The organism is Bacillus sp. B-jedd (assembly GCF_000821085.1).
GTDB lineage: Bacteria > Bacillota > Bacilli > Bacillales > Cytobacillaceae > Bacillus_D.
Map to the genome: position 1 here is coordinate 1,430,719 of NZ_CCXR01000001.1, position 24,461 is coordinate 1,455,179.

Genomic DNA, 24,461 nt, shown 5'->3' on the forward strand with positions numbered 1-24,461 from the left:
ACTTTTACTTTGACTGGCATAATGAAGGTTGAAGATTTGTTTATGAACTTCATTTCCTTGAATGTGTTTGGAAAGCCTGTCCTGGCTCCATTCGTAGGAATAGCTGTAGCCACTTTCATGTTGGCCCTATCAGTTTTTCTGTCTGCATACCTAATCAGTAAAAAACAGATTGCTTAATAAAAACGAGGCATAGCCAATCGGCCATGCCTTGTTTTTATATTCTGTCTGGATTCCATTCTTCCAATTGCTTATCCGATGGAAGCAAAAGTGCGCACAAGCCCAAGAGTGGGAGGAAGCCCACGCCTGTAATCATTTCCTTTAGTCCCGCTAAATCTGCGATATAGCCAAGGCCGATTGAACCTATGGCACCCATGCCAAACGCAAGCCCAACCGTAAGCCCTGACATGAGGCCGATTTTGCCTGGAACAAGTTCCTGGGCGTAAACTACTGTGACCGAAAAGCTTGTCATGAGTATAAAGCCGTTTATGACAAGGCATGCGAGCGCAGCGGCAGGCGGAAGAAAAGGAATGGCGGCTGAAAACGGCGCGGCGGCCAGCATCGAAAGCGCGATGACCTTCTTCTTCCCGAACCTGTCCGCAAGCGGGCCTCCGAAAAAGGTTCCGGCTGCACCCGCTACCAGGAAGGCGAACAGAAGGTATTGCGCATGCTGGATCGAAAACGAATATTCCTTAATCGCAAAGAACGCATAAAAGCTTGTAATGCCGGAAATGTACCATGATCTGGCGAAAATGAGCAGCAGGATGAATAAAAGTGCCGGCACAACCCCTTTCGCCAAAGGCCTTTGCCCTGCGGCATTCCGGCCCTGCCTGCTGGCGGTCCTTTTTTCGAAACTCAGCTTTTCCGTATACCAGCGGGCAATATAGATTAGCAGGAGGACGGCCGCGGCCGCGACGAGAGAAAAGAAAGCGGCGCCTCTCTGGCCAAATGGCACGAGCACAAGTGCGGTAATCAATGGCGCAAGGGCCTGCCCGGAATTCCCGCCCACTTGGTAAATGGATTGGGCAAGTCCCCTTCTCGGTCCAGCGGCCATATACGCAACCCGTGAGCCTTCTGGATGGAAAATGGCTGAGCCGATTCCAATAAATAATACCGAGACGATGATCATTTCAAAAGTAGGTGCAAAAGCAAGGCCCAGAATCCCGGCCATCGAAGCGGCAAGCCCGATTGGAAGGGCATAAGGCATCGGTTTTCTGTCCGTCAGCAGCCCAACCGCCGGCTGCATGACAGAGGAGATCATATTAACTGAGAATGCGATGAATCCCAGCTGGGTAAAACTAAGGCCGAGTGACTTTTCAAGAATCGGGAACATGGCCGGTACGACAGCCTGGATGGAATCATTCAGCAAGTGGCAAATCCCTATGATATATAAAATTTTATAGGTGGTTGATTGGACGGATGGGGCTGGCTTCTGAATTAAAGCTGCCTGCTGGCTCATAAAAAAAACTCCTTTTTTCTTTTGTGTCCTTATAATCTTACAGCATTTTTTTTAGATGACAAACGAGGAAAAGGCTAATTTAATAATTTTTTGACGAAAAAATCTTAAGTTTTCTCATTTAAAAAGGAATCAGCCTCAACTCAATTGACACCAGCCAGCCTGTTTTATATAATTATCTTGAATTCGAGATTATTTCATTATCTAATAAAAGGATTTGATTAATATGGAACGGGACTCTATTGCCCAATCTTTAAAACTGTACATTGTCCTTTCAAGGGCATATAAAGCCATTAATGAACAAGTGAATAAGCTTATACAGGAAAATGGGCTTAATCCGACAGAATTTGCTGTCCTGGAACTTTTATATCATAAAGGAGACCAGCCGCTTCAGCAAATTGGCGGGAAAATCCTGATTGCGAGCGGCAGCATCACTTATGTTGTCGATAAGCTTGAGCAAAAGGAATTCCTTCAAAGGGTTGCCTGCCCGAGCGACCGGCGCGTTACTTACGCGCAAATAACGGATAAAGGAAAAGCTTTCATCGAGAATGTTTTCCCGGAGCACGAAAAGAACATCGATAACCTGATGTCTCGTCTTTCGGTTTCAGAAAGGGATGAGGCCATCCGGCTCCTAAAAAAGCTCGGCCTTCCTTCAGGTAAATATTAAAAGTTTGACTCTGTTATCCTTGATTGTAGATTTCCACTCCGGGGACATGCTTTCCGCGGGGCGGACCGTGGAGCCTCCTCGGCGTCCTAGACGCCTGTGGGGTCTCCACGTGCCGCTTCATCCCGCCGGAGTCAGTCCCCTGCGTTCCAATCAACTTCATTGCCAATCCACACTCACCTTTAACTAAGCCAATGTTTAAATACCAAAAAAAGCGGCCTGAAAAGTGCCGCTTTTTTCGCATTTATGTATCTGATTCAAGATGAAGGATTTTGAGATTTTTAATAAGATTTTAAAAATTGGAGGAAATTATCTTCTGAGTGTCGAAAACATCATGGAATCCAAAAGAGAGAAGGGGACCCAATTGAAATTTCAGGATTATAAATATTCACGGCCGGATCTTGAAGAAGCAAAGAAAAACTTCGAAGCCGCGCTTGAAAGGTTTAGCGCTGCCGGTACAGCTGAAGAACAAGGAAAAGTGATTGATGAAATCAATGCGCTCAGGAACCATCTTGGGACAATGTCTACTCTTGTATCGGTACGGCATACGATCGATACGAATGATGAATTTTATAAGGCTGAGCAGGATTTCTTCGATGAAATCGGCCCGGAAATGGAAGGTCTTGTAACAAAGTATTACAAGGCGTTGACAGAATCCAAATTCAGGAATGAACTGGAAGAGAAGTGGGGACGGCAGCTCTTTGCCCTTGCTGAAGGACAGCTGAAAACATTCAAACCGGAAATCGTTCCGCTTTTGCAAAAGGAAAATAAGCTTGTTTCTGAATATACGAAGCTAGTCGCCTCCGCGAAAATTGAGTTTGAAGGGGAAGAGCGCACACTGGCACAGCTGGATGCATTCATCGAATCGGTTGATAGGGAAACAAGGAAACGTGCAAGTGAGGCTAAATTTGGGTTTTTCAGCAGCCATGAAGAACAATTTGACAGGATTTATGACGATCTTGTAAAAGTGAGGACCGAAATCGCCAAAGAGCTTGGCTATAATAATTTCGTGGAACTTGGTTACTATAGGATGCACCGTACTGATTATAATGCTGAAATGGTGGCCGGTTTCAGGAAGCAAGTAGAAGAATTCATTGTGCCGATCGCAACGAAGCTAAAAGAACGCCAAAAGGAAAGAATTGATGTAAACAAGCTTTATTATTATGATGAGGGCTTCAGCTTTACATCGGGAAATCCGTCGCCAAAGGGAAGCCCCGAATGGATTATTGAAAACGGGCAGAAAATGTACGATGAACTTTCCGGGGAAACAGGCGAGTTCTTTAAATTCATGAGGGATAACAGCTTAATGGACCTTGTGGCTAAAAAAGGAAAAGCTTCTGGCGGATATTGTACCTATATCGAAGAGTATCGCGCTCCGTTCATCTTTTCTAATTTCAATGGCACATCCGGAGATATCGATGTCCTTACTCATGAAGCCGGTCATGCGTTCCAAGTGTATTCAAGCCGTCATTTCGAGATTCCTGAATACTATTGGCCTACTTATGAGGCCTGTGAAATCCATTCAATGAGCATGGAGTTCTTTACTTGGCCATGGATGGAGTTGTTTTTCAAGGAAGATACCGACAAATACAAGTTTCAGCATTTAAGCGATGCACTTCTGTTTTTACCTTACGGGGTTTCTGTTGATGAATTCCAGCACTGGGTTTACGAAAACCCTGAAGCGTCACCTGCAGACCGAAAAACCAAGTGGAGGGAAATTGAAAGGAAATACCAGCCGCACAAGGATTATGAGGAAAATGATTATCTGTCAAGGGGCGGTTTCTGGCAAAGGCAGGGCCATATTTATAACTCTCCTTTCTATTATATCGACTATACACTTGCCCAGATTTGCGCGTTCCAGTTCTGGAAGAAATCGAGGGAAGACAGGGAAGCTGCATGGAAGGATTATGCGCGCCTTTGTAGCCTTGGGGGAAGCCAGTCATTTACGGGTCTAGTGAAGGAAGCGGGACTTCTCTCGCCGTTTGAGGATGGGTGTGTTGAATCGGTTGTCGGAGTAATTGAAGACTACCTAAATTCTATAGATGATAAAAAACTCTAGATTATGTAAGAGGCCCGGGAAAATTCCCGGGCTTTTGCTTTTTCCATTATTAACGGTTCACAATTGCTGCTTGTTCGCGAAGCGTGATTTGATTTCCTTCAATGACTGCCTCGATATCCTTGATTTCAGGTTTATCAAGGATTAAATCGGCGATTTTGTCCTCAAGCTGATCCTGAATAACACGGCGGAGCGGGCGCGCGCCGAAGGCCGGATGATAACCGAGTTCCGCCAATTTTCCTTTCGCACCTTCATTGACTGAAAGCGACAAGCCTTGTTCAGCAAGATTATTTTGCAAATCATCTATCATAATGCTGACAATTTGGTGAAGATGTTCTTTTTCCAACTGTCCAAATTCGATGATGCTGTCAAACCTGTTCAGGAATTCCGGTTTAAAGAACCCGCCGAGTGATTCCAGGATGCCGCTCTCAACGGAAACACTGCTGTTGAAACCAACATGGATCGGTTTTGCGGCGACTCCTGCGTTCGTTGTCATGATGATGACGGTATCCTTAAAGCTTACCGTTCTTCCCTGGCTGTCAGTCAAACGGCCGTCCTCCATGATTTGCAGGAACATATGCTGGACATCGGGATGGGCCTTTTCAATCTCATCAAGAAGGATAATTGAATACGGATTGCGGCGGACCTTTTCAGTCAGTTGTCCTGCTTCCTCATGGCCTACATAGCCTGGAGGCGAACCAATGAGTTTGGAGACGCTGTGTTTTTCCATGTATTCGCTCATATCAAGCCTGATCATTGCGTCTTTTGAGCCGAATAATTCTTCAGCCAGTCTTTTTGTCAGCTCTGTTTTCCCTACTCCTGTCGGGCCGGCAAACAGGAACGAACCAATCGGTCGCTGTTTTGCTTTTAGGCCGGCACGGCTCCTGCGGATGGCCTTGGCCACCTTCTTCACCGCTTCAGCTTGACCAATGACTTTTTCGTTCAGTGATTCCTCAAGATTCCTTAATCTCTGCTGTTCATCCTCCTGAAGTTTACCGACAGGGATGCCAGTTTTCTTTTCAATGATTTCCTGGATATGATTTACTTCAACAACTGGGCGGTCTGAAGACCCTGTTTCTATTAGCCTTTTTTCAAGGTTTGCTTCCTCATCGCGAAGCTGGGCTGCCCGCTCATAATTTTCAGCATGCAAAGCGGCTTCTTTTTCAACGGAAATTGCATTCAATTTTTCTTCAATACTGTCCGCCGAAGAAACACCACCATGAGCGAGGTTCAGCTTTGAGCCAGCTTCATCAAGCAAATCAATCGCTTTGTCTGGAAGAAACCGGTCCTGGATATAGCGGTGGGACAATTGGACGCATGCCTGGATGGCCTCTTCTGCATACTTGACTTCATGGAAATCCTCATATTTTGATTGAATTCCCTTTAAAATCTCAATAGCCTCGTCTGGTGAAGGCTCTTGCACATGGATTGGCTGGAACCTCCGCTCCAAAGCCGCGTCTTTTTCAATTTGGCGGTATTCTTTTAATGTTGTGGCCCCGATGACCTGAAGTTCACCCCGGGCAAGGGCCGGTTTCAGAATGTTCCCGGCATCCATCGAGCCTTCGGCGGAACCTGCCCCGACAAGAAGATGGATTTCATCTATAAAAAGAATGATATTTTTCTTTTGTTGGAGCTCTGAAATCATTTGCTTCATCCGCTCTTCGAATTGGCCCCTGATTCCTGTGTTGGCAACGAGTGATGCAACATCAAGCAAATATACTTCCTTGTTTGCAAGTTTTACAGGCACTTCGCCTTCTGCGATTTTGAGGGCAAGGCCTTCAGCAATGGCTGTTTTACCGACACCCGGTTCGCCAATGAGGACAGGGTTGTTTTTATTTCGGCGGTTAAGGATTTCAATAACTCTTTCGACTTCTTCATCGCGTCCAATGACTGGGTCGATAAGCCCCGCTTTTGCTAATTGGGTCAAATTGCGGCCGTACTGATCAAAAAAGCCATTGTCTCCTTTTTGATTGGCTGGCTCCTTGACGGTTTCACCCACCTTGCCCGCAAACTCATTTCCGCCAAACGGGAAGGAATTGGATTGATTAAAAAATGAAGATGGAAAGCCTGCTGATGGACCGAATGAACTTGCCATTGATTTACGCTCTTTGTTAAAGCAATCCTGGCAAAGCAAAAGATCCTTTTTATGGCCGTTCACCATTAATTTAAGTTGAACATTCGCATGTGATTGATTACATAGTTGGCAAAGCATATTATCTGCCTCCTCAATTAAATACGGATAATAGAAAAGGTTGTTTGTCTTTGACTATATTTGACCTTTCTGATATTAGTATACTCTGACCTTCTTTGACTTTCAAGTGTTTTGCTGATGTAAATTTCACCAAATATATGTGGAATTGATTTTTTCAAAATATCGCTTCGCTTCCTTTTTCAAATTGGTCATGGTTTGTCCAGTTTCCCATATAGTGATTAAGAGGAGGGAGTTGGGTGAAGCGAAATTGGTCAGGTGCTTTCCAAATCGCGGCCGTCTACGTCGGCACTGTGGTCGGAGCCGGTTTTGCAACAGGAAGGGAAATTGTTGAGTTTTTCTCACGGTTTGGATTTATAGGATTTATAGGAATTTTGGTCAGCGGCTATCTTCTCATCTCAATGGGATCGAAGTTAATGAGGACCGCGGCGAGGATTAATGCAGATACGTATCAGGAGTTTAATGAATTCTTATTTGGAAAGCGCGCTTCAGGTTTAATAAATATTTTAATGCTTTTAATGCTTCTCGGTGTAACGTCTGTGATGATGTCCGGTGCGGGTGCTGTTTTCGAGGAACAGATTGGGACCTCAAGGAATTATGGAATCTTATTAACAATAGCGCTATCAGTCATAGTTATGTATTTCGGCACGAAAGCCTTGTTTGCAGTAAATACCTTTATCGTCCCTGCAATGATCATGTTCAGTATTTTTTTAATGGCATTATCGGTTGTGAAGCCTGGCTTTACAGAGGCATTTTTTAAGGTTGAAGTTGGACGGGACAGTTGGAAGGGGGTTTTTTCGCCATTTTTGTATATTGCCTTCAACCTTGGCCTTTCTCAGGCTGTTCTGGTGCCTGTGGCGTCGGAAGTAAAGGATGATTGGACGATCAAGTGGGGGGGAATCCTTGGCGGAGCGGCATTAACAATTATTTTGCTCTCCAGCCATCTGACGCTGGTCATGCTTCCCAGTCTGGAAACGTATGATATCCCGATGGCTGCGGTAATGAGAAATGTAGCCGGCAGCTTTCATTGGCTGTTTATTTCAATTGTCTATGCAGAAATTTTCACTTCTGTAATTGGGAATATATATGGCCTCGAAAGACAAATAAAGAAGATAATCCCTTTGAATACACTTTCGATTACAGCCGGCATTTTTGCCGTATCCTACATTGCCAGCCTGATTCATTATGGGACGCTCCTGTCCTTCCTTTATCCGCTGTTTGGCTATGTCAGCCTAGCGTTTTTAATTCTTTTATGGATAAAACCTTTACCGAAAATACAATAAAGCCGCCCGGTTTCCGGGCGGCTACATTTAGTTGAGGGGAACAATTATGAAAATCATCAAATCAAAAACAAGGTGGGAAACAATAACAAGCGGCAGGCTTCTTTTCCAAGCATATAGCAGTCCCCAAACCAAACCCGATACGAAAGCGGAGAAAACGAGGACCGGCTGGAAAGAATATATATGTACAGAGGCGTACATGGCTGCCGAAATAAACGCACTTGGCAGGACTGCCGCATGGCGGAGAATCCTTTTTTGGACAAACCCCCTCCAAAATAATTCTTCTCCAGGGACAGCAATTAACACGAGGGCGATATATTGCCAAAACTCTCTTGGAGAAAACCATTTATAGAGCTTGGAAATGCTTCCTGTGAACGGCAGGTGGAACAGATTGATCATATAACGTCCAAAATAAAAAAGGCCGAACAAAAGGAAACCGGATAGGATGCCTACGGTCATATATTTAATAAATGAAACTCTGTCATCCACTTCCTCCTGCAGGATTGTCCAGATGGTCAGAACAAGAAGGCTAGCAGGGAAAATGTACCAGAAAATATGCTTGTCCTGAAAAGAAAAAAATAAAAGAAAATGGGCCAGCAAAAAGCCGCCTAATAAACGATAGTCAAAGTTCTTGGATACCATTGAAACAAATTACTCCTTTCATGCATCCCACCTATTGTAGCAAATACGGACAATCAAAAAAAGACATATTTGCTAGTGTTCCCGAAATTGCCAACTTCAAAGCAAGCTTGGCGAAAAAAGTAATTAACCGTTATAGTAACAAGTAAGGGGGCGGAGAAATGGGCAGAACTGCATTAGTGCTTGGTGGAACAGGTCTCGTCGGAAGCATGCTCGTCAGCATCCTGGAGGGAATGGAAGAGTACTCAGCGATTATTGTGATGGGGCGGAGGCCTCTCGGACAAGGCGGTAAAAAAGTGAGGGAAGTCATCGCCGATATGGACTTTTTAAAAGGGTATTCGGACGAATTTAATGTGGATGACATCTATTGCTGCCTTGGAACGACGATTAAAAAAGCGGGATCGAAAGATTCTTTCAGAAAAGTGGATTTTGATATGCCGGTGGAGGCAGCAAAACTAGGATCCATGAAAGGGGCAAAGAACTTCCTTGTGATCTCATCGATGGGTGCTGATAAAAATTCTGCCTTTTTCTATAGCAGAGTAAAAGGGGAGATGGAAGAAGCAGTGAAACAATATTCTTTCAATGCAATCCATATATTCAGGCCGTCACTTCTGCTTGGTGACCGAAAGGAATTCAGGCTTGGCGAAAAGCTGGCTGAGTGGGGTTCTAAACCTTTTTCAGCAATCCTGCCGGAAAGCATGAAAAAATCGTTTCCGATTCCATCAGCCACCGTGGCAAGAGCGATGGCAAAAGCAGCGCTATTCGATAGCGGTGGGGTTAGCATTCATGAATCAGGAGAAATTCGGGCACTCGGAAAGAAGGATTCTTAATAAATGAAAGCAGCGGGGTAACCGCTGCTTTCATTTATTGGCCGCTTAACAGTCGGCAAAAAGTTTAATTTGCTGAGTCTTTAATAACTTTATAGTTTTTATGATTAATGACAGTGCGTTGATCCAATTCAAGATCCCTGTAGTTATCCATATAAGTCAAGTCTACAATCACAGAGTTTTCATTCACCTTTTCAACAATCCCTTTCAGCCCCCCGCGGAACTCAATGACATTTCCTACTTCTGCTCTCTTCAACTGTCTCTCTCCTTTTTCACCCTAATAGAATAGGTTTCTCTTGTCTGTAGTTTCCCTCATTTGTGGAAAATGCTTATGACAATAAGGGATGGATCAACATGATTTACAGATTTTAATAACAGTTTGCACTAAATTGTTCAAAACGTAAAGGCTTTCTTTCCACAATTTTTCCTAATTTCATTTTTGCAATGGCGCGGACTGGACACCGTGTGCCTGCTAAATTATCATTCATTATAGATAATAACGGGAGTTGGTATGGATGGTTGACCAAAATGGAATCAATGAAATCCTTGAGCAGCTGAAAAATGGGGAGCTAGCCGAATACTATGTAACAAATGAGGATTTCCTTCCCTTTAGGGAAGTCCTTGTAAAACGGCCAGATTTCAAACATTTTCGCGGCATAGCCCAGCGCGGTGGCGGAGTCATCTATGGATACACTGAAGAGCCGCGAAGCTAATAATAAGTAAACCGAAATATTTTTTGTGGAAATATTGTGAAAACGATTAACTGGGTATACAATGGAAATAATATTAATCACAAAGCAGAGCGAAGGTGAAGGACTATTGTTATGCCAGGACAACTTGCTGAACAAAATTGAACATAAAAGAAAAGAAATGATTTTGACAGCTTCCAAGACTGGAATTACGAGCACCCAGACTCTCATAAAAAGCCGGGAACTTGATGATTTGATCAACCTGCACAATAAGAAAAGCAGTAGTTCGTTTACGTATTATTCACGAGCAATGACCAATTAAGTAAGACAGTAGGCGTCCAGCTATTAAGCAGGATGCCTGTTTTAATTTTTTGAAAAGGAGTGTATCGGCCTTGATGTTCACCGGAAAAACAGTGGTTATTACAGGGGCTGGCAACGGTATCGGAAAAGGTATCGCAAAAGAATTTGCCGCAAAAGGAGCCGTTGTAGTCATTGCGGATATTGATGAAGATGCCGGAAGGCTTTTGGAGGCTGAATTGCTTGGATTAAAGACCAAAGCCATGTTCATTCCTACAGATGTAAAGGACGAAACAAGTGTACAAAGTTTATTTACAGAAGCCGCCTCCAGGTTTGGAAAAGTGGATATCCTTGTAAACAATGCAGGGATATCGGAATTCCACGCCTTTTTTGAAATGACTGTTGATGTTTGGGATAAAATCCTTGATACAAACCTGAGAAGTGTATTTCTCTGTTCACAAGCGGCAGGAAGAATCATGAAGACAACAGGTGGTGCCATCATTAACATAGCATCTACCCGGGCACGCATGTCAGAACCGGATACGGAAGCATATTCAGCTTCAAAGGGCGGGATTGTCTCGTTGACCCATGCCTTGGCTAGGACTCTTGGCCCTTACAATATTACCGTCAATTGTATCAGTCCGGGTTGGATAGAGACAGGTGACTACGAAATGCTATCGGCGGCCGACCACTCCCAGCATATTAGCGGGCGGGTTGGAAAGCCGGATGATATCGCTAGGGCGTGTCTGTTCCTCGCAGATTCCCGCAATAATTTCATTACAGGAGAAAATATCATTATCGATGGCGGCATGACGAAAAAAATGATTTATGTAGATTAACAGCCTGGGCAATTATGAAAGTGGCTCAGTTAAAGGAGTTTGTTATATTCAATGAAGTTGATTGGAACGGAGGGGACTGACTCCGGCGGGATGCAGAGGCACGTGAGACCCCTCGAAAGGCGGAAGCGCCTTCGTGACAGGCAAAAAACGCCTCGTGACAGACAAAAGGCGTCTGTCCCTGCGAAGCTAATTCCGGGGAGCTTTCCTTTGTGTCCCTGCGATGATTATTCCCGGGAGCTTTCCTTAGTGGTCAGCCCCGACCAGCGCTGGAGGGCCAGAAGGGGAAGTCGTTCTTTGACTTCACATTCGGGACCGAAGCGACCTCGAGGGGCTAGGCGCTCCTCGAAAAAGCTTTCGCTTTTTCTTCGTTCGTGGGTCTATGCTGCCGAAGCCTTCCCTATGCAGCTGGACAAACAGGCGTCTATGACGCCGAGGAGGCTCCACGGTCCTCCCCGCGGAAAGCATGTCCCCGGAGTGGAAATCGACGAACAAGGATGACTAAGCTATGCAATGAAAAGGGAGCTGGATATATGGAAGCAAATAAAACAGTTGAGCGGCTAAAGAATGAAATAAGCAAACACTTAATCGGCAAAGAAGAGGAAGTGGAATTAATGTTCATTTCCCTTCTTTTTAATGGCCATGTACTAATGGAGAGTGTTCCTGGGACAGGGAAAACCATGCTCGCAAAAAAATTCGCTGAAGCAGTAGGAGGAGTCTTTTCACGAATCCAATTTACCCCTGATGTTCTGCCCGGCGATATTACTGGCATCCGGTTCTTTAATCCAAAAAAGCAGGAATTCGAATTGCTCCAAGGTCCAATTATGGCGAATATTGTGCTGGCAGATGAAATTAACCGGGCGACCCCTCGGACGCAGTCCAGCCTTCTTGAAGCGATGGAGGAAAAACAGGTAACAATTGATGGATATACGCTTGCCCTTGACCGTCCGTTCATGGTTATTGCTACGCAAAATCCAGTCGAATCCCAACAGGGGACATTCCCTCTGCCTGCAGCACAGATGGACCGGTTCTTTATCAAACTGCAGGCTTTTTATCCTGAACTTGAAGAAGAGCGGAGAATTTTGCAACTCCACCGGGGTGGGACAAGGAGCTTGGAAGTCAAACAGGTTATTACAAAAGAAGAATTGCTTGCTTTGGCCAAGGAAGCTTCAGAGACGGCAATCAGCCATGATGTGGAAACGTATATTCTTGAGGTCGCCCGTAAAACAAGGGAGCATTCCCTGATAGAGCTTGGGGCGAGCCCGCGAGGAACAATTGCGATGATGAGAGCGGCCCAAGGAAAGGCGTTTGTATCGGGAAGAAGCTTTGTCGATCCGGATGATGTTAAAGCAGTTGCGCCATATGTACTGGGACATCGGCTTCAGTTGACAACAGAAGGGTCCTTGACCCGGACACCGGAAGCTATTATGACGGAAATTCTGGAAAGTGTGCCCGTACCTGTTGAAAAGGGGGCAGGATAATGGCCTGGACAAGGTATCTTTTTACTGAAAAGAAAATCGCCGCTATCCAAATTTCCTCCATTATCCTGATTTTGCTTTCCTTCTACATGGATGAGAAGTTTTTGTTTTTTACAGGATCAATTGCCTTCCTGGCCATAACACTCAATCAGATGTATGAAAAACATGCTGGGGAAGGCCTGGAAGTTGAAATGGTACGAAAGCGGAACAGATATTTTTCCGGCGAGCGTGGGGAATGGGAAATGGTATTCAGGAATAGTGGCTGGCCAATCCTCAATGGTGAAGTAAAAGTAATTTTCGACAATGCAGTAGAACCAATTCAAGCCGGAAAAACAAATGGAAAGACGTTAAATGAGGTATCAGTTCCCTTCTCGATCATGAAAGGTGAATCAAAAAAACTGTCTATTCCCTATATAACGAGAAAAAGAGGATTGTCCAAAATCCGAAGGCTGGAACTTAGCTTTCCCAACTTGTTCGGTTTCGGCTCTACGCTCCTTGAGTACAAACATCCGCTTCCCCAGGAAGCACTCGTCTACCCGAAAAGAATGGAGGTTGCTGGAAAAAAGGACATCCTTACCGACCGGCCTGGAACACAGGCGGCAGCCTTTTCACTTTATGAAGATTTGCTTTCACCCGCGGGAACGCGTGATTACAGTATTCGTGACGGCTTCAAAAGAATTCACTGGAAAGCCAGTGCAAGAACCGGAAAGCTGCAGACGAAACTTTTTGACCGGGTATCAGAAAAAGGGATGGTTATCAGCCTGAATGTTATGGAAGGCCATTCATCCTCACCACAATTTGAAGAGTTGCTCGAAAGCGCTGCTGACCTTGCCTATTTCGCATGTTCCAGGAATATTCCTGTCTCTTTGTGCATGAACATCCGAAATGTGGGAGATGTTCCTTTTTATTATGTACCGCCGGGGGAAGGAAGGGAGCAGCTCCAAAAAATATATGAGCTTCTCGCTTTGGCTAGCTCTGACCATGCCACACTGCCCTACGAGAGGATGATTTCGTATATGGAAAGGCATTTTCATCTGATGCCAACTTTTATTCATGGCGAAGGGGTGACAGAACAGATTTATGCCAATTTAGGGTGCATGCAAAAGAAAGGAGTAGCGCTTTATCATTTGCAGGTAATGGAGCACTATTCTATGCTCACTTCTTTTTCGCATCAGCCGGAAAGAAGGATTTCATCATGATAAGGAAGGTCCATCTCTTTGTCTTGGAATTGCTTTTTACTTCACTGTTAATCTATCCTAATTTTCCGCGGATAGAAATGCGGGAAGGGGTTTTCGCTGTCCTGGCCGTCCTGGTTTTTTTCTATTTTATTTTTGCATGGCTTCTCGTTCGTTCCAGGACGAACGCAAAAGCCATATACCTGCTCCTTGTATTGCCTTCATTGATCGCTGTAGCCATATTTTTTAATTTCCATCCGCTTTTGGCTGTTCTCGCAGGACTTTTCATCTTTTGGAGGGGGTTGGCAGTTGTCGATGAAGGAATGGATGACAGGGACCTTCGCATGGCGGCATTGTCAATGCTCGTTGCCATGCCGGGGGTAATTTCAGCATCTGTCAAAGAAAGCGGCGTACTAAAGATAACAATTCTCTTGCTTGCCTTGGAAATAGCGCTCGTCCTGCTCGGGCGGTTTGTGTACAATTTATCAGAGCTTCGGGAAAATAAGAGCCAAAAAGCAGGATTCATCTTCTATTTTGGAAAAATAATAGGAGTCCTGTTTCTTGCAGGCTTGATTCTTACGTTATTACTTGACTATTTCAAGGCAGCCTTCTTTTTTATTGTCAAAAATGGAGCTATGCTATTTGGAATGCTAGTTTCCCCATTGTTTAAATGGCTTGAAGGGAAGATGCAGGGAATGCCGATGGAAGGAATGTTCAGAGAAAGCGGAATGGACATGGGGCAAGGTACGCATGAAGCTTATCAGCCCGGCCAATATTCCCCTCAGACAGATACCTTCCTTTTGGCTCTCGCTTTTATTGCGGCCATGATCGTATTTGTTTACTTATATAAGAAGAAACTTTTTATTAAGACAGAGCAGCAATCGAACACATCCGCCCAATTAATAAGCTTTACTGGCGGACTGTCTACCCGTTCAAGAATGAGAAAAATACTGCCTCCTGAAAATAAACTTCGGCTTGAATTTTATCAACTTGAGACCTTCGCAAATAAAAAGGGATATGGCCGTTTTCCTTACGAAACACTCGATGAGTGGTGGACAAGGATCGGTATAAATAAGGATCGGCAGCTGATCGATATTTACGGGAGGATCCGCTACGGAAGCATGCCTGTTGAAGACAAGAGTCTTGATTATGCACGAGCCGCAATCAAGGATATTAAGGAACAAATCAAGGCTTTTGGGAAGAAGGAAAAAAGTCCAAAAACAATGGATTAGGCAAACTTTCAGATTATTTCAGTTTAGTTGACTAAAGTTTGGAAATTGGTTAAGTTAATGAGGTTAAGGGATTTACGTTTCTTTGTAAATAAAGCTGCTTTCTTGTGATAAAGATAAGGGAATAGAAAAAGGACGTATCCCAAAATAAATTGAATAAGGAGTTTGATTTTAATGGCAGAAAAACAATTTACAGTTACTGCGGACACAGGAATCCATGCAAGGCCGGCTACACTGCTGGTACAAACAGCTAGCAGGTTTGATTCCGATATCAATCTTGAGTATAAAGGCAAAAAAGTAAACTTGAAATCCATCATGGGCGTTATGTCCCTGGGAATCGGACAAGGCTCAACGATTTCCATCTCCGCGGAAGGAAGCGATTCAGAAGAAGCGCTAAAAACGTTGGAGGAAACTCTCAAAAAAGAAGGATTGGCTGAATAATGGCTTTTTTGCAGGGGATTGCTGCTTCGAATGGCATTGCCATTGCCAAGGCATATAAGCTGATTGAGCCTGATTTATCATTCAAGAAGCAAGCGGTTGAAGATGCGGAAGCCGAAGTTGCAAGATTCCGGTCTGCATTGGAACAATCAAAAGGAGAGTTATCCCAAATCCGTGACCGGGCGAGGGAGGAACTTGGGGAAGACAAAGCGGCGATTTTCGAAGCCCACCTTCTCGTCCTTTCTGACCCTGAACTAGTTTCACCAATTGAAGACAGAATCAGAACAGACAAGGTTAATGCCGAAGTGGCGTTGGATGAAACCGCGGGCATGTTCATCTCGATGTTTGAGCAGATGGACAATGAGTATATGAAGGAGCGGGCTGCCGATATCCGTGATGTGACTAAGAGAGTCCTTGCCAGGCTAATGGGCGTCCAATTGCCCAATCCTTCGATGATTGCCGAAGAGGTAATCATCGTCGGGGAGGATTTGACCCCTTCAGATACCGCCCAGTTGAACCGCCAATTTGTCAAAGGCTTTACGACCGATATCGGAGGAAGGACTTCCCACTCGGCCATCATGGCGCGATCAATGGAAATCCCCGCTGTTGTCGGAACGAGGTCGGCGACCGAGGAAATCAAAAACGGTGATCTTGTTATTGTGGATGGCCTAAAGGGAGAAGTTCATATTAACCCTACACCAGAATTGGTAAAGGCTTATGAACAGGTGAAAGAGGATTACGAGGCTCAAAAAGCCGAATGGGCAAAACTGGTCAACGAAAAAACAGTGACTGCCGATGGCCATGAAGTAGAGCTTGGGGCTAATATTGGGACTCCAAAAGATTTAAAGGGAGCCCTCGAAAATGGTGCCGAAGCTGTCGGCCTATATCGGACAGAATTCCTTTATATGGGTAGAGACCAAATGCCTACGGAAGAAGAGCAGTATGAGGCTTACAAAGCTGTACTGGAAGGCATGAAAGGAAGGCCTGTTGTTGTCCGGACCCTGGATATTGGGGGAGATAAGGAACTGCCTTACTTGAATCTTCCAAAAGAGATGAATCCATTCCTCGGGTATAGGGCAATCCGGCTGTGTCTTGATCAGAAAGAAATTTTCCGCACACAACTGCGTGCCTTACTGAGAGCCAGCTCTTATGGCAATTTGAAAATAATGTTCCCAATGATTGCCACTTTGAATGAATTCCGTGAAGCTAAAGGGATTTTGGAGGAAGAAAAAACAAAGTTAGTTAGTGAAGGCATTACGGTCTCCGAAAAAATTGAAGTCGGCATCATGGTGGAAATACCATCAACTGCTGTTCTGGCAGATCAATTTGCAAAAGAAGTTGATTTCTTCAGCATCGGAACAAATGATATGATCCAGTATACAATGGCAGCTGACAGGATGAACGAACGTGTATCCTATTTGTATCAGCCATACAACCCATCGATCCTGCGGCTTGTCAAGATGGTCATTGATGCTGCGCATGCAGAAGGAAAATGGGCAGGCATGTGCGGGGAGATGGCGGGTGACGTTACAGCTATTCCTTTGCTTGTAGGACTTGGGCTGGATGAGTTTTCAATGAGTGCGACTTCCATTTTACGCGCCCGTTCACTTATGAAAAAGCTGAAGAAGTCAGAGATGGAAGAATTGGCTGCGAGCGCTCTATTAATGGGCACCGTAGAAGAAGTAATGGAAGCTGTAAAGAATGTAACGGAACTGTAATAAGATTGAAATATAAAAATAGGTTTTACCTACGACAGTGCGGGTAAATGAGTACCAAGCAACAAGTTTGATTTAGTGTAAGCTAATCATTCTCATTTTCCCCCTTTTTGCCGGCTGCGGAAGCAGCCGGATTTTTTTTGCCTTTGGGTTTGAAACCTGGGAAGCCTTTCCCAAGATATGTAGGTGAAAATCTGGATAAGTATGGTTAATAAGGAAATTCCTTTTCACTGTCATTGTGTTTACAAATGGCAGGGAAGGGGAAGTTTTTTTATGTAGGCAATTTTAAGGAGGTTAATAAAGTGGATAGGAAAAAAATGCTTTTGACAACTGTTGCGCTTGGTGCTGCATATTTAATGAGAAATAAAGATTCACGTGAAAAATTGAAGAATCAAATGCAATCAATGGGTAACTCGAAACAAAAGAATAAACCAGATACAATTTAAACAAAAACCCCCTCGTTGGGGTTTTTTTGTTGTTGAAGGCTTGTTTATGACGTCCTCCTTTTGGAAAAGGTAGAAAGAAAAGGAGTGATAGGGAATGATCAGCATCGTCAGAAGGCCCTGGTTGATGGCAGGGATAGTTACAATCCTTTTCTTTCTGGCCGGATGCGGCCTCTTTGCCGATAAAGACTTGATTGCTGACCGTTATGCGGAGGCGCATTTAACGAACAATAATGAACTGCAGTTCCGGTTTAAAATCCAGGATAAGCTTTTGCAAGGTCAGGACATGTACAAAATTAGAATCCTGATCCATAATCCTAAATTAGCGGAAGCCTTGGGAACCGAAGAAATCATCTATGGGGAAGAGCAGGTAGTAAATGGAGAATTCCTTGAGGTTAAAAAGAAAGGGGATAACTACATCTCCATGGAACCTCTTCCGCTTCTTTTGGACTTGCATATTGCCGAGCTGGAAAAAATGATTGCCGCAGAAAATGCTGTTTCTATTGAACTGTACAACGAAGAGCAAGTTTTCGGACGGGCATACTTGACTAATTTTTCCTCAAGTATGTAGAGTTAAAAAGGTGTGATTTGGACATACTTCATACTGTGCATGATTTGGAGATTGCGCACAAACCCGGGGCACGGCCCGGGTCTTTTTTTTTGCCCCAAAGCCATTCTCGCCGCGATATTCTGCTAAAATGGAAGATATTACGGGTTAGGAGGTTGTGGACATGTTTACATCTGAGAATACTTCGGTTTCTTTTATAGGAACAGGGGTGATGGGTAAAAGCATGGCGGGTCATTTACTAAGCGCCGGATTCAGAGTAACAGTTTATACGAGGACCAAGGAAAAGGCTGAAAGTCTTTTGGAAAAAGGTGCTGAATGGGCAGAAACACCCGCCGATGCCGCTCAGAAGGCAAATGTCATATTTACGATGGTTGGCTATCCAAATGATGTGGAGGAAGTATATTTTGGGGAACAGGGGCTGTTTGATAACGCCAAAGAAGGAACATATTTTATTGATATGACAACTTCTACTCCAACACTGGCAAAAAAGTTATATGACGAAGCAAAGAGCCGGGGAATGCATTCGATTGACGCTCCAGTATCAGGAGGAGATATCGGCGCACGGGAGGCGAGGCTCGCAGTTATGGCAGGCGGGGATGAAGAGGATTTTAAGGCTGTTCTCCCTCTGCTTGAGAAGCTTGGGACTAATATCGTTTACCAGGGAAAAGCGGGTTCCGGCCAGCATACGAAAATGTGTAATCAGATTGCTATTGCTTCCAATATGTTGGGCGTATCAGAGGCGATTGTTTATGCTGAAAAAGCAGGCCTTGATCCGGAAACTGTTTTAAAGAGCATCTCAACAGGAGCTGCTGGCAGCTGGTCATTGACTAACCTCGCTCCCAGAATGATAAACGGAGATTTCGAACCGGGTTTTTACATAAAACATTTTATCAAGGATATGAAAATTGCCCTTGAAGAAGCCGAGAAAATGGGAATGGACGCACCAGGCTTGTCCCTTTCCAAATCCCTTTACGAGCAGTTGGCTCAAAAGGGAGAAGAAAACAGCGGCACACAGGCCATTTATAAATACTGGCAAAAATAAAAGGTATAAATAACGCCCCCGCAAAAAAGCGGGGGCGTTATTTATGTTAAATATGATTCCAGCCTATCTAGGCCTTCTTTTAAGGTTTCCATTGAATAAGCGAAGGAGAGGCGGAAATATCCTTCTCCATAATTCGAAAATGCGCTGCCAGGAACAACGGCCACCTTTGCTTTATTGACAAGATCAAGCGCAAAATCAAAAGAATTCAATTCCGAACTTTCGGGTATTTTCACAAAAAAGTAGAATGCGCCATCGGGCTTTATCGCATTCAACCCCATAGCATCCAATCTTTCATGGACGTAATCCCGCCTTGCCTCGTATTCCTCTTTCATCGGCAAGGCATCATCAATACCGGCAGTCAATGCTTCAGCCGCCGCAACCTGGGCAATGGAGTTGGCACAAGTAACATTATACTGATGAACTTTCAGAATGTGGCGGGCAAGATTTTCCGGTGCAAACAGCAGTCCGATCCGCCAGCCGGTCATAGAATGGGATTTGGACAGACCATTTATGACAATTGTTTGTTCTTTTAGGAATGAGCCAATCGAAACATGGGGTTTTCCAAAGGACAACTCGCTGTAAATTTCATCGGCAAGGACGATTATTTCTTTGCCCCTAAGCATTTCAGCAATATCCTTCAACTCTTCCTCCGACAGGCTGGCGCCTGTAGGATTCGAAGGATAGGGGAGAACAACACAGCGGGTTTTTGCGCTCAAATATCTTTTTATGATTGAAGCGGTAAATCTGAAGCCGTTTTCCCTTATGTCGGCATAGACAGGCTTAGCACCACACATTTTGATAATTGGCTCATAGCCCGGATACACCGGCCCCGGAAGAATGACTTCGCAGCCTTCATCAAGTATGGTCCGGAATGAAATATCAATGGCTTCACTGGCACCGGTTGTTACGATGACTTCTGATTCCGGGTCATACCCGAGACCATATTTCTTCTTTACAAAATTGGCTGCCGCCTTTCTTGTTTCAAGGAGGCCAGCATTATGGGTATAGACTGTTTTATTCTCTTGGATTGCTCTAATGGCGGCTTCCTTGACATGCCTAGGGGTAGGGAAATCCGGCTGGCCAATTGTTAATGAAATGATGCCATCCATTCCGGCAACCATATTAAAAAACTTCCTGATCCCGGAAATTTCTATATCCTTCACCCTGCTGTTAACCAAATAATCCAAATTGATAACCGCCTCTCTAAATCAATTGCTCATCATTCATATTCTAACATGTTACAGGAAAACCATTAAAAGTTGCAATCTCCATAAAAGCCGGATTGGAAAATATTCGAAATATTTGTAAAAAATAAAATCAAATAATGATATACTAAAATAAGCCGAAAAGATTGCTAAAGCAGCCATATGGCAGATTTTTTATGGTGTGCAACATTCCGGCTATCGGCAAGCGTTTGCGGCAACCGTATCTCAGTTATTGCAAACGAACCAGAATTAAAAGATTGGAGATGAAGCGATGGGACAAACAGAAACAGCAGGAAAAAATACTCCTGCACCGGCTTTGAACAGGTCCGGATGGAAGCTGTATTTTACACTGCCCATATTTTCCTGGGCGTTATATGATTTTGCCAATACGATATTTTCCTCGAATATCAATACAATTTTTTTCCCTTTTTATATGACAGAGGCTATAGGAAATAATGAAGTTTTAAATCAGATTGCTAGTACGTTCGTTTCATATTCTAATGCCATCGCAAGTTTTTTCCTTGTCATATTTTCACCCCTATATGGAGTCATGATTGACAGGACAGGGCAAAAAAAGAAGTACATTGTGATTTTTACAATTATTGCAGCCCTTGCGACGATTCTTATGGGGGTCTTTGGGGGCGCAGACTTTTCCGGAAAATGGTTTGGAATGCCGATTCCGCTAGTCTCAGTTTTGATCCTTTTTATCATAGCCAAGTTTTTTTACCATTCAAGTCTTGTATTTTATGATGCGATGATTTCGGACTTAGGAACAAAGCAGGAAATACCGCTTATTTCAGGATTCGGGGTTGCTGTAGGCTATATAGGGACGCTTGTGGGGCTTGCCGTTTATCCTTTTGTCGGTAACGATGGCTTCCATGAAGCTTTTATCCCGACAGGAATTATGTTCTTCGTCTTCTCTTTGCCATTATTCTTTTTTATCAAAGATAAGCCTTTCCCTTCGCCGAAAAAAGAACCTTTTTTGACAGGATACAAGGAAATTATCGTTACGTTCAAGGAAATGCGGGCCCATAAAAATATTTTTACTTTTATGATTGCCTACTTTTTCCTTAATGACTCGATTGCAACAACGATTGCGATGATGGCCGTATACGCAAAAACTATTGTTGGCTTCTCTACCGGACAGTTTATATTGCTTTACCTTGTATCGACAGTATCGAGCATCATCGGTTCTTTCATATTCGGTTATGTAACGAAAAAAAGGGGAGCGAGAAAAGCGGTATACTATGTGGGAATCCTTTTATTGGTTGCACTTGTGATTGCGACCCTGGCAGTAAACGGGGCGATGTTCTGGATTGCCGGCAGTATGTTTGGGGTTGCGCTCGGTTCGATGTGGGTTACAACACGGACTTATATTGTAGATCTGACACCTGAAAACAAGCGTGGGCAATTTTTTGGCCTTTTCGCTTTTTCAGGTAAAGTCTCTTCCATTATTGGCCCTCTTTTGTACGGGAGCATTACGCTTGCTTTTGCTGATTATGGGAATATTGCCAGCAGGATGGCTCTTGGTTCACTCATTATTCTCACAGTTATCGGACTCTTGGTACACAGGAGGATCAAAGAGGATTAAAGATAGAAAAGCCGGGGATTTTCCCGGCTTTTTCTTTCAACTTAATAGCTTTCGCCAAGTCTTTTAAAAACAGGCTTCTGGTATGTTCCTCTTCCGTGTGGTGGCTGCTGTTGCTCTTTTACTCCGGTGTAGGATATTAGAATGGATTTCGCCTTAGAAAGGGAAAGGGCCGCTTTTGGATTTCTTGTCAGCCCGTCAAGGGAGCCTAGATGGGGCAGTTCGGAAAAGTCTTTTTTTTCCGGAGGGATGTGGAACGTGTAATCTCCGCATTTAACCAGGACATCAGATTGCTGCCTGCTGTTTTTCGGGTTATTAGAAAAATGCAGGCCGAGTTTTTTTGCTTTGCCCTCAAGGAGCAGCTTTTTTAATGCTTCATGCTTAAGGTGATACAGGAATTTTGGATTGGGAGCCGTTTTCGCATGCCGATTGACAATATAAATAGCTTGGGAGAGGTTATTCACTGAAAATTGTTCAATAGAAGGTTGGGGGTATTTGCTGTTCAAGCAAAGTCTCCTTTCATATTAACTATTATTATTACTTTTATTATACCCTTTTACCCTCCAAATAGAAACGGTTACCACCATTGAAAAGCGATTAGCTTTCTCGAATTAAAAACGCCCTCGAAGGGCGTTTTTAGTTATCCTTTTGCTTTGGCCATGTGTGTCTGTGACTTAGCTGAACGAAATGATAACACCCCAAAACCCAACTGTGTGGTTAAGACGCCGGCCCAAATTAATACAACAGGAACTCCGATCATTTTTGCGAGCATAGCTCCCACTGCCGGAGCTATAAGCATTGAAAACGTCTGAATCGAGGAGGCTGCCGCTGATACTCTGGCCATCATATGGGAAGGGGTTTGTGACTGGAGTACATATCCATATGGAATGGATTGGCTGGAGCCAAGCAATCCGAGCGCGAAGGCGCCTGCCATCCACCCCCACTGTGCGAGGCTGAATATCTTCATCCCTCCCAGCCCAATTCCCACGATCAGCAGGCCACTGACCAAGGAAGAGAAGGCCATTAATTGGACAGGGCGACTTTTCCACCCAGTCCAGCTTCCTAAAAGGAGTGAACCGGCCACACTCCCAACGCCTACTGCGCTGACCAAAAGCCCGAAATCCTCACCATTGAAGCCAATTTCCTTTGCAATGAAAACAAAAAGCCCATCATATAGGAAGATGATAAAAAAAGCTGCTGCGGACAGGATAACGGAGATCTTTAACAAAGGCATATCGAAAATATGCTGGATTCCTTCGTTTAATTGCTTTTTAAAGCTTGCATCTTTAGTCTTGCTTCCATGTTCACCGGTAATTGAATCCTCGACAATTTTAGGAAGCATGAATAAAAACAGAAGCCCGATTAAAAAACCTCCCATTTCAAATAAAAATGGGCTTTTTACGCCAAAGAAGGAAATGATGGCCGCGCCTAGAGCCGGACCAATGATTTTCGTTGAGTTTACAGATAACTGGCTTAACGTTACTGCCTGAGGCAGCTCATGTTCCGGTACGACAGAACGGATTGTGCTTTGTCTGGCGGGATCATATAACGCAGCTGCCGTTCCTTTAAGCAAGACGAATAGAAGCAGAATGAAGAAATTAGGAGAAAAATAAAGGCCCGCTACGAAAAAGAACTTTAAGACCAGACTGGTAATCATCACAGCTTTCTTGGGCAATCTTTCAACAAACACTCCTGCAAAAGGACCGATGATAACCCATGGAAGGCCCATTGCAATAATTACAGACGCAATGGCTCCTTCACCCAGGCCCCAATGATAGGCGACCACTACCTGAATTGCGATGAAATCAAGCCAATTGCCAAGATCCGAGAAAACCTGGGCACCAAAAAGAGATCGGAAAGACCTGTTTTTTAAAACAGCAAAAATATTATTTTTCATGACTTCGCCCTCTTTTCAGGGCATCCATGCGCCTTTTCCTGATTTTTTCCGCCATGCCGTCAGGGTCTTGGGCTTCCGGTAAGTCACCTTTCTTCAACAGTGATATTGTCTTGTCAATCCAGTCGATTTCCGATTCTAGCCTCGATTTTGCATGTTCGATTGCAAGCTTGCCGATTCCGCTTACATAGGAGGATCCATTTTCTGGCCAGCTTTTGACGAAGTGAAGAATTTCAAGGCTTTTCTCCCTGCGGTTTTCCAAATGCCCGATTAGCCGGTCCGATGCCATTTCATCGTGCCAGGCTGCTATTTTCATAAAGAGTTCATCCTTTATGACAGGATAATCAGGACTTTGCAAAAGCCAATCGTCAAGTTCTTTCCACCCTTTTGGAGTCAAATCGTAGAGGACTCTCCGTCTGCCTTGCGGATTATTTTCCAATGCTTCTATTAGGCCCGCCTCTTCCAACTGTTTCAGTTTGGGATAAATACTTCCGTAACTCATTCCCCAAAAGAGCCCGGCTCCCTCATGTTCAAACTCTGCTTTAATATCATATCCAGAACTTGGTTTAAAGCTAATTACAGCAAGAATTGAGTGCTCGATTGACATGTCCGCACCTCCATATATCAATTCAATATATCAATATGATATGTTAAAATGAGGAAGAAAACAACACGTTTTCCAATGTATTGGAATATTTTTTTTCGACAATTTCCCTGTTTTGGATAGTCTTATAGT

The 24,461-nt window shown here is 44.1% G+C and carries 25 protein-coding genes; 16 read left to right on the forward strand and 9 right to left on the reverse strand.

Translation table 11 applies throughout. From position 1 onward, the window contains the following. Window positions 1–214: 214 nt before the first annotated feature. Window positions 215–1,456 carry an MFS transporter gene (locus BN1002_RS07005; RefSeq protein WP_048824292.1) on the reverse strand — a complete coding sequence of 414 codons (1,242 nt, stop codon included), beginning with the start codon at window positions 1,454–1,456 and terminating at the stop codon, window positions 215–217. 223 nt (window positions 1,457–1,679) lie between these two features. Here BN1002_RS07005 and BN1002_RS07010 point away from each other — a divergent pair, with 223 nt between their 5' ends. Continuing rightward, a complete protein-coding gene (locus BN1002_RS07010) occupies window positions 1,680–2,120 on the forward strand; it encodes a MarR family winged helix-turn-helix transcriptional regulator (protein ID WP_048824293.1) in 441 nt (146 codons plus the stop codon). Window positions 2,121–2,133: 13 nt separating this feature from the next. Here the strand turns inward: BN1002_RS07010 and BN1002_RS23635 are convergent, their stop codons facing one another. Continuing rightward, window positions 2,134–2,286, reverse strand: a complete 153-nt coding sequence (locus tag BN1002_RS23635; protein WP_156129702.1) for a hypothetical protein — start codon at window positions 2,284–2,286, stop codon at window positions 2,134–2,136. Between the two features lie 195 nt (window positions 2,287–2,481). On the opposite strand from BN1002_RS23635, the gene BN1002_RS07015 reads away from it, so the two are divergent. After that, entirely contained in the window at window positions 2,482–4,176 is a 1,695-nt protein-coding gene (locus tag BN1002_RS07015) for a M3 family oligoendopeptidase (RefSeq protein ID WP_048827816.1), read from the forward strand. A gap of 49 nt (window positions 4,177–4,225) precedes the next feature. Here the strand turns inward: BN1002_RS07015 and BN1002_RS07020 are convergent, their stop codons facing one another. After that, entirely contained in the window at window positions 4,226–6,385 is a 2,160-nt protein-coding gene (locus BN1002_RS07020) for an ATP-dependent Clp protease ATP-binding subunit (protein ID WP_048824294.1), read from the reverse strand. Window positions 6,386–6,621: 236 nt separating this feature from the next. Between BN1002_RS07020 and BN1002_RS07025 the strand changes: the two genes are divergently transcribed. Continuing rightward, the gene (locus BN1002_RS07025) at window positions 6,622–7,665 is read left to right on the forward strand and encodes a YkvI family membrane protein (protein ID WP_048824295.1); all 1,044 of its coding nucleotides are present in this window, start codon (window positions 6,622–6,624) and stop codon (window positions 7,663–7,665) included. Window positions 7,666–7,692: 27 nt separating this feature from the next. Here BN1002_RS07025 and BN1002_RS07030 read toward each other — a convergent pair whose 3' ends face one another. Continuing rightward, window positions 7,693–8,304 (reverse strand): CPBP family intramembrane glutamic endopeptidase, encoded by a 612-nt coding sequence (locus tag BN1002_RS07030; RefSeq protein WP_048824296.1) that lies wholly within the window; start codon window positions 8,302–8,304, stop codon window positions 7,693–7,695. 158 nt (window positions 8,305–8,462) lie between these two features. On the opposite strand from BN1002_RS07030, the gene BN1002_RS07035 reads away from it, so the two are divergent. Further along, complete coding sequence (locus BN1002_RS07035; protein ID WP_048824297.1) at window positions 8,463–9,131, forward strand: Rossmann-fold NAD(P)-binding domain-containing protein; 669 nt, start codon at window positions 8,463–8,465, stop codon at window positions 9,129–9,131. 64 nt (window positions 9,132–9,195) lie between these two features. Here the strand turns inward: BN1002_RS07035 and BN1002_RS07040 are convergent, their stop codons facing one another. Beyond that, window positions 9,196–9,384 carry a YkvS family protein gene (locus BN1002_RS07040; RefSeq protein WP_048824298.1) on the reverse strand — a complete coding sequence of 63 codons (189 nt, stop codon included), beginning with the start codon at window positions 9,382–9,384 and terminating at the stop codon, window positions 9,196–9,198. Between the two features lie 259 nt (window positions 9,385–9,643). On the opposite strand from BN1002_RS07040, the gene BN1002_RS07045 reads away from it, so the two are divergent. The 11 genes from BN1002_RS07045 (at window position 9,644) to BN1002_RS07100 (ending at window position 19,038) form a co-directional block, all read left to right on the forward strand. Then, window positions 9,644–9,841: a hypothetical protein gene (locus BN1002_RS07045; RefSeq protein ID WP_048824299.1), complete on the forward strand. Its 198-nt coding sequence runs from the start codon at window positions 9,644–9,646 to the stop codon at window positions 9,839–9,841. Between the two features lie 61 nt (window positions 9,842–9,902). Next, window positions 9,903–10,139, forward strand: a complete 237-nt coding sequence (locus tag BN1002_RS07050; protein ID WP_082036168.1) for an aspartyl-phosphate phosphatase Spo0E family protein — start codon at window positions 9,903–9,905, stop codon at window positions 10,137–10,139. Between the two features lie 73 nt (window positions 10,140–10,212). Next, window positions 10,213–10,953: an SDR family NAD(P)-dependent oxidoreductase gene (locus tag BN1002_RS07055; protein WP_048824301.1), complete on the forward strand. Its 741-nt coding sequence runs from the start codon at window positions 10,213–10,215 to the stop codon at window positions 10,951–10,953. A 530-nt stretch (window positions 10,954–11,483) separates the two neighbouring features. Next, a complete protein-coding gene (locus BN1002_RS07065; protein ID WP_048824303.1) occupies window positions 11,484–12,431 on the forward strand; it encodes an AAA family ATPase in 948 nt (315 codons plus the stop codon). Then, a complete protein-coding gene (locus BN1002_RS07070; protein ID WP_048824304.1) occupies window positions 12,431–13,627 on the forward strand; it encodes a DUF58 domain-containing protein in 1,197 nt (398 codons plus the stop codon). The genes BN1002_RS07065 and BN1002_RS07070 overlap by 1 nt, the downstream gene beginning before the upstream one ends. Continuing rightward, complete coding sequence (locus tag BN1002_RS07075) at window positions 13,624–14,835, forward strand: hypothetical protein (protein ID WP_048824305.1); 1,212 nt, start codon at window positions 13,624–13,626, stop codon at window positions 14,833–14,835. Before BN1002_RS07070 ends, BN1002_RS07075 begins: the two co-directional genes overlap by 4 nt. Window positions 14,836–15,006: 171 nt before the next feature. Beyond that, a complete protein-coding gene (locus BN1002_RS07080) occupies window positions 15,007–15,273 on the forward strand; it encodes a phosphocarrier protein HPr (RefSeq protein ID WP_048824306.1) in 267 nt (88 codons plus the stop codon). Next, window positions 15,273–16,988, forward strand: coding sequence for a phosphoenolpyruvate--protein phosphotransferase (gene ptsP, locus BN1002_RS07085; protein ID WP_048824307.1), 1,716 nt, complete (start codon window positions 15,273–15,275; stop codon window positions 16,986–16,988). Before BN1002_RS07080 ends, ptsP begins: the two co-directional genes overlap by 1 nt. Window positions 16,989–17,287: 299 nt before the next feature. Further along, window positions 17,288–17,431, forward strand: a complete 144-nt coding sequence (locus BN1002_RS24030) for a hypothetical protein (protein ID WP_197072764.1) — start codon at window positions 17,288–17,290, stop codon at window positions 17,429–17,431. A gap of 94 nt (window positions 17,432–17,525) precedes the next feature. Next, entirely contained in the window at window positions 17,526–17,999 is a 474-nt protein-coding gene (locus tag BN1002_RS07095) for a hypothetical protein (RefSeq protein ID WP_048824309.1), read from the forward strand. Between the two features lie 160 nt (window positions 18,000–18,159). Continuing rightward, window positions 18,160–19,038: an NAD(P)-dependent oxidoreductase gene (locus tag BN1002_RS07100; protein ID WP_048824310.1), complete on the forward strand. Its 879-nt coding sequence runs from the start codon at window positions 18,160–18,162 to the stop codon at window positions 19,036–19,038. Between the two features lie 41 nt (window positions 19,039–19,079). Here the strand turns inward: BN1002_RS07100 and BN1002_RS07105 are convergent, their stop codons facing one another. Beyond that, window positions 19,080–20,225, reverse strand: coding sequence for an aminotransferase A (locus tag BN1002_RS07105; RefSeq protein WP_048824311.1), 1,146 nt, complete (start codon window positions 20,223–20,225; stop codon window positions 19,080–19,082). Window positions 20,226–20,514: 289 nt separating this feature from the next. Between BN1002_RS07105 and BN1002_RS07110 the strand changes: the two genes are divergently transcribed. Further along, a complete protein-coding gene (locus tag BN1002_RS07110; protein WP_048824312.1) occupies window positions 20,515–21,834 on the forward strand; it encodes an MFS transporter in 1,320 nt (439 codons plus the stop codon). A 41-nt stretch (window positions 21,835–21,875) separates the two neighbouring features. On the opposite strand, the gene BN1002_RS07115 is transcribed toward BN1002_RS07110, so the two are convergent. The 3 genes from BN1002_RS07115 to BN1002_RS07125 all read right to left on the reverse strand — a co-directional run bounded on the left by BN1002_RS07115 (window position 21,876) and on the right by BN1002_RS07125 (window position 24,332). Beyond that, window positions 21,876–22,337: a YkyB family protein gene (locus tag BN1002_RS07115; protein WP_048824313.1), complete on the reverse strand. Its 462-nt coding sequence runs from the start codon at window positions 22,335–22,337 to the stop codon at window positions 21,876–21,878. A gap of 134 nt (window positions 22,338–22,471) precedes the next feature. Further along, on the reverse strand, window positions 22,472–23,728 hold the full coding sequence (locus BN1002_RS07120; protein WP_048824314.1) for an MFS transporter: 1,257 nt from the start codon (window positions 23,726–23,728) through the stop codon (window positions 22,472–22,474). Continuing rightward, entirely contained in the window at window positions 23,718–24,332 is a 615-nt protein-coding gene (locus tag BN1002_RS07125; protein ID WP_048824315.1) for a PadR family transcriptional regulator, read from the reverse strand. Before BN1002_RS07125 ends, BN1002_RS07120 begins: the two co-directional genes overlap by 11 nt. Window positions 24,333–24,461 lie beyond the last annotated feature (129 nt).

Excerpts from the sequence above, each read along its gene's own strand:
- BN1002_RS07005 (WP_048824292.1), bottom strand. The coding sequence starts at position 1,456 with ATGAGCCAGCAGGCAGCTTTAATTCAGAAGCCAGCCCCATCCGTCCAA.
- BN1002_RS07010 (WP_048824293.1), top strand. The coding sequence starts at position 1,680 with ATGGAACGGGACTCTATTGCCCAATCTTTAAAACTGTACATTGTCCTT.
- BN1002_RS07020 (WP_048824294.1), bottom strand. The coding sequence starts at position 6,385 with ATGCTTTGCCAACTATGTAATCAATCACATGCGAATGTTCAACTTAAA.
- BN1002_RS07030 (WP_048824296.1), bottom strand. The coding sequence starts at position 8,304 with ATGGTATCCAAGAACTTTGACTATCGTTTATTAGGCGGCTTTTTGCTG.
- BN1002_RS07035 (WP_048824297.1), top strand. The coding sequence starts at position 8,463 with ATGGGCAGAACTGCATTAGTGCTTGGTGGAACAGGTCTCGTCGGAAGC.
- BN1002_RS07045 (WP_048824299.1), top strand. The coding sequence starts at position 9,644 with ATGGTTGACCAAAATGGAATCAATGAAATCCTTGAGCAGCTGAAAAAT.
- BN1002_RS07050 (WP_082036168.1), top strand. The coding sequence starts at position 9,903 with ATGGAAATAATATTAATCACAAAGCAGAGCGAAGGTGAAGGACTATTG.
- BN1002_RS07055 (WP_048824301.1), top strand. The coding sequence starts at position 10,213 with ATGTTCACCGGAAAAACAGTGGTTATTACAGGGGCTGGCAACGGTATC.
- BN1002_RS07065 (WP_048824303.1), top strand. The coding sequence starts at position 11,484 with ATGGAAGCAAATAAAACAGTTGAGCGGCTAAAGAATGAAATAAGCAAA.
- BN1002_RS07070 (WP_048824304.1), top strand. The coding sequence starts at position 12,431 with ATGGCCTGGACAAGGTATCTTTTTACTGAAAAGAAAATCGCCGCTATC.
- BN1002_RS07075 (WP_048824305.1), top strand. The coding sequence starts at position 13,624 with ATGATAAGGAAGGTCCATCTCTTTGTCTTGGAATTGCTTTTTACTTCA.
- BN1002_RS07080 (WP_048824306.1), top strand. The coding sequence starts at position 15,007 with ATGGCAGAAAAACAATTTACAGTTACTGCGGACACAGGAATCCATGCA.
- ptsP (WP_048824307.1), top strand. The coding sequence starts at position 15,273 with ATGGCTTTTTTGCAGGGGATTGCTGCTTCGAATGGCATTGCCATTGCC.
- BN1002_RS07095 (WP_048824309.1), top strand. The coding sequence starts at position 17,526 with ATGATCAGCATCGTCAGAAGGCCCTGGTTGATGGCAGGGATAGTTACA.
- BN1002_RS07100 (WP_048824310.1), top strand. The coding sequence starts at position 18,160 with ATGTTTACATCTGAGAATACTTCGGTTTCTTTTATAGGAACAGGGGTG.
- BN1002_RS07110 (WP_048824312.1), top strand. The coding sequence starts at position 20,515 with ATGGGACAAACAGAAACAGCAGGAAAAAATACTCCTGCACCGGCTTTG.
- BN1002_RS07120 (WP_048824314.1), bottom strand. The coding sequence starts at position 23,728 with ATGAAAAATAATATTTTTGCTGTTTTAAAAAACAGGTCTTTCCGATCT.
- BN1002_RS07125 (WP_048824315.1), bottom strand. The coding sequence starts at position 24,332 with ATGTCAATCGAGCACTCAATTCTTGCTGTAATTAGCTTTAAACCAAGT.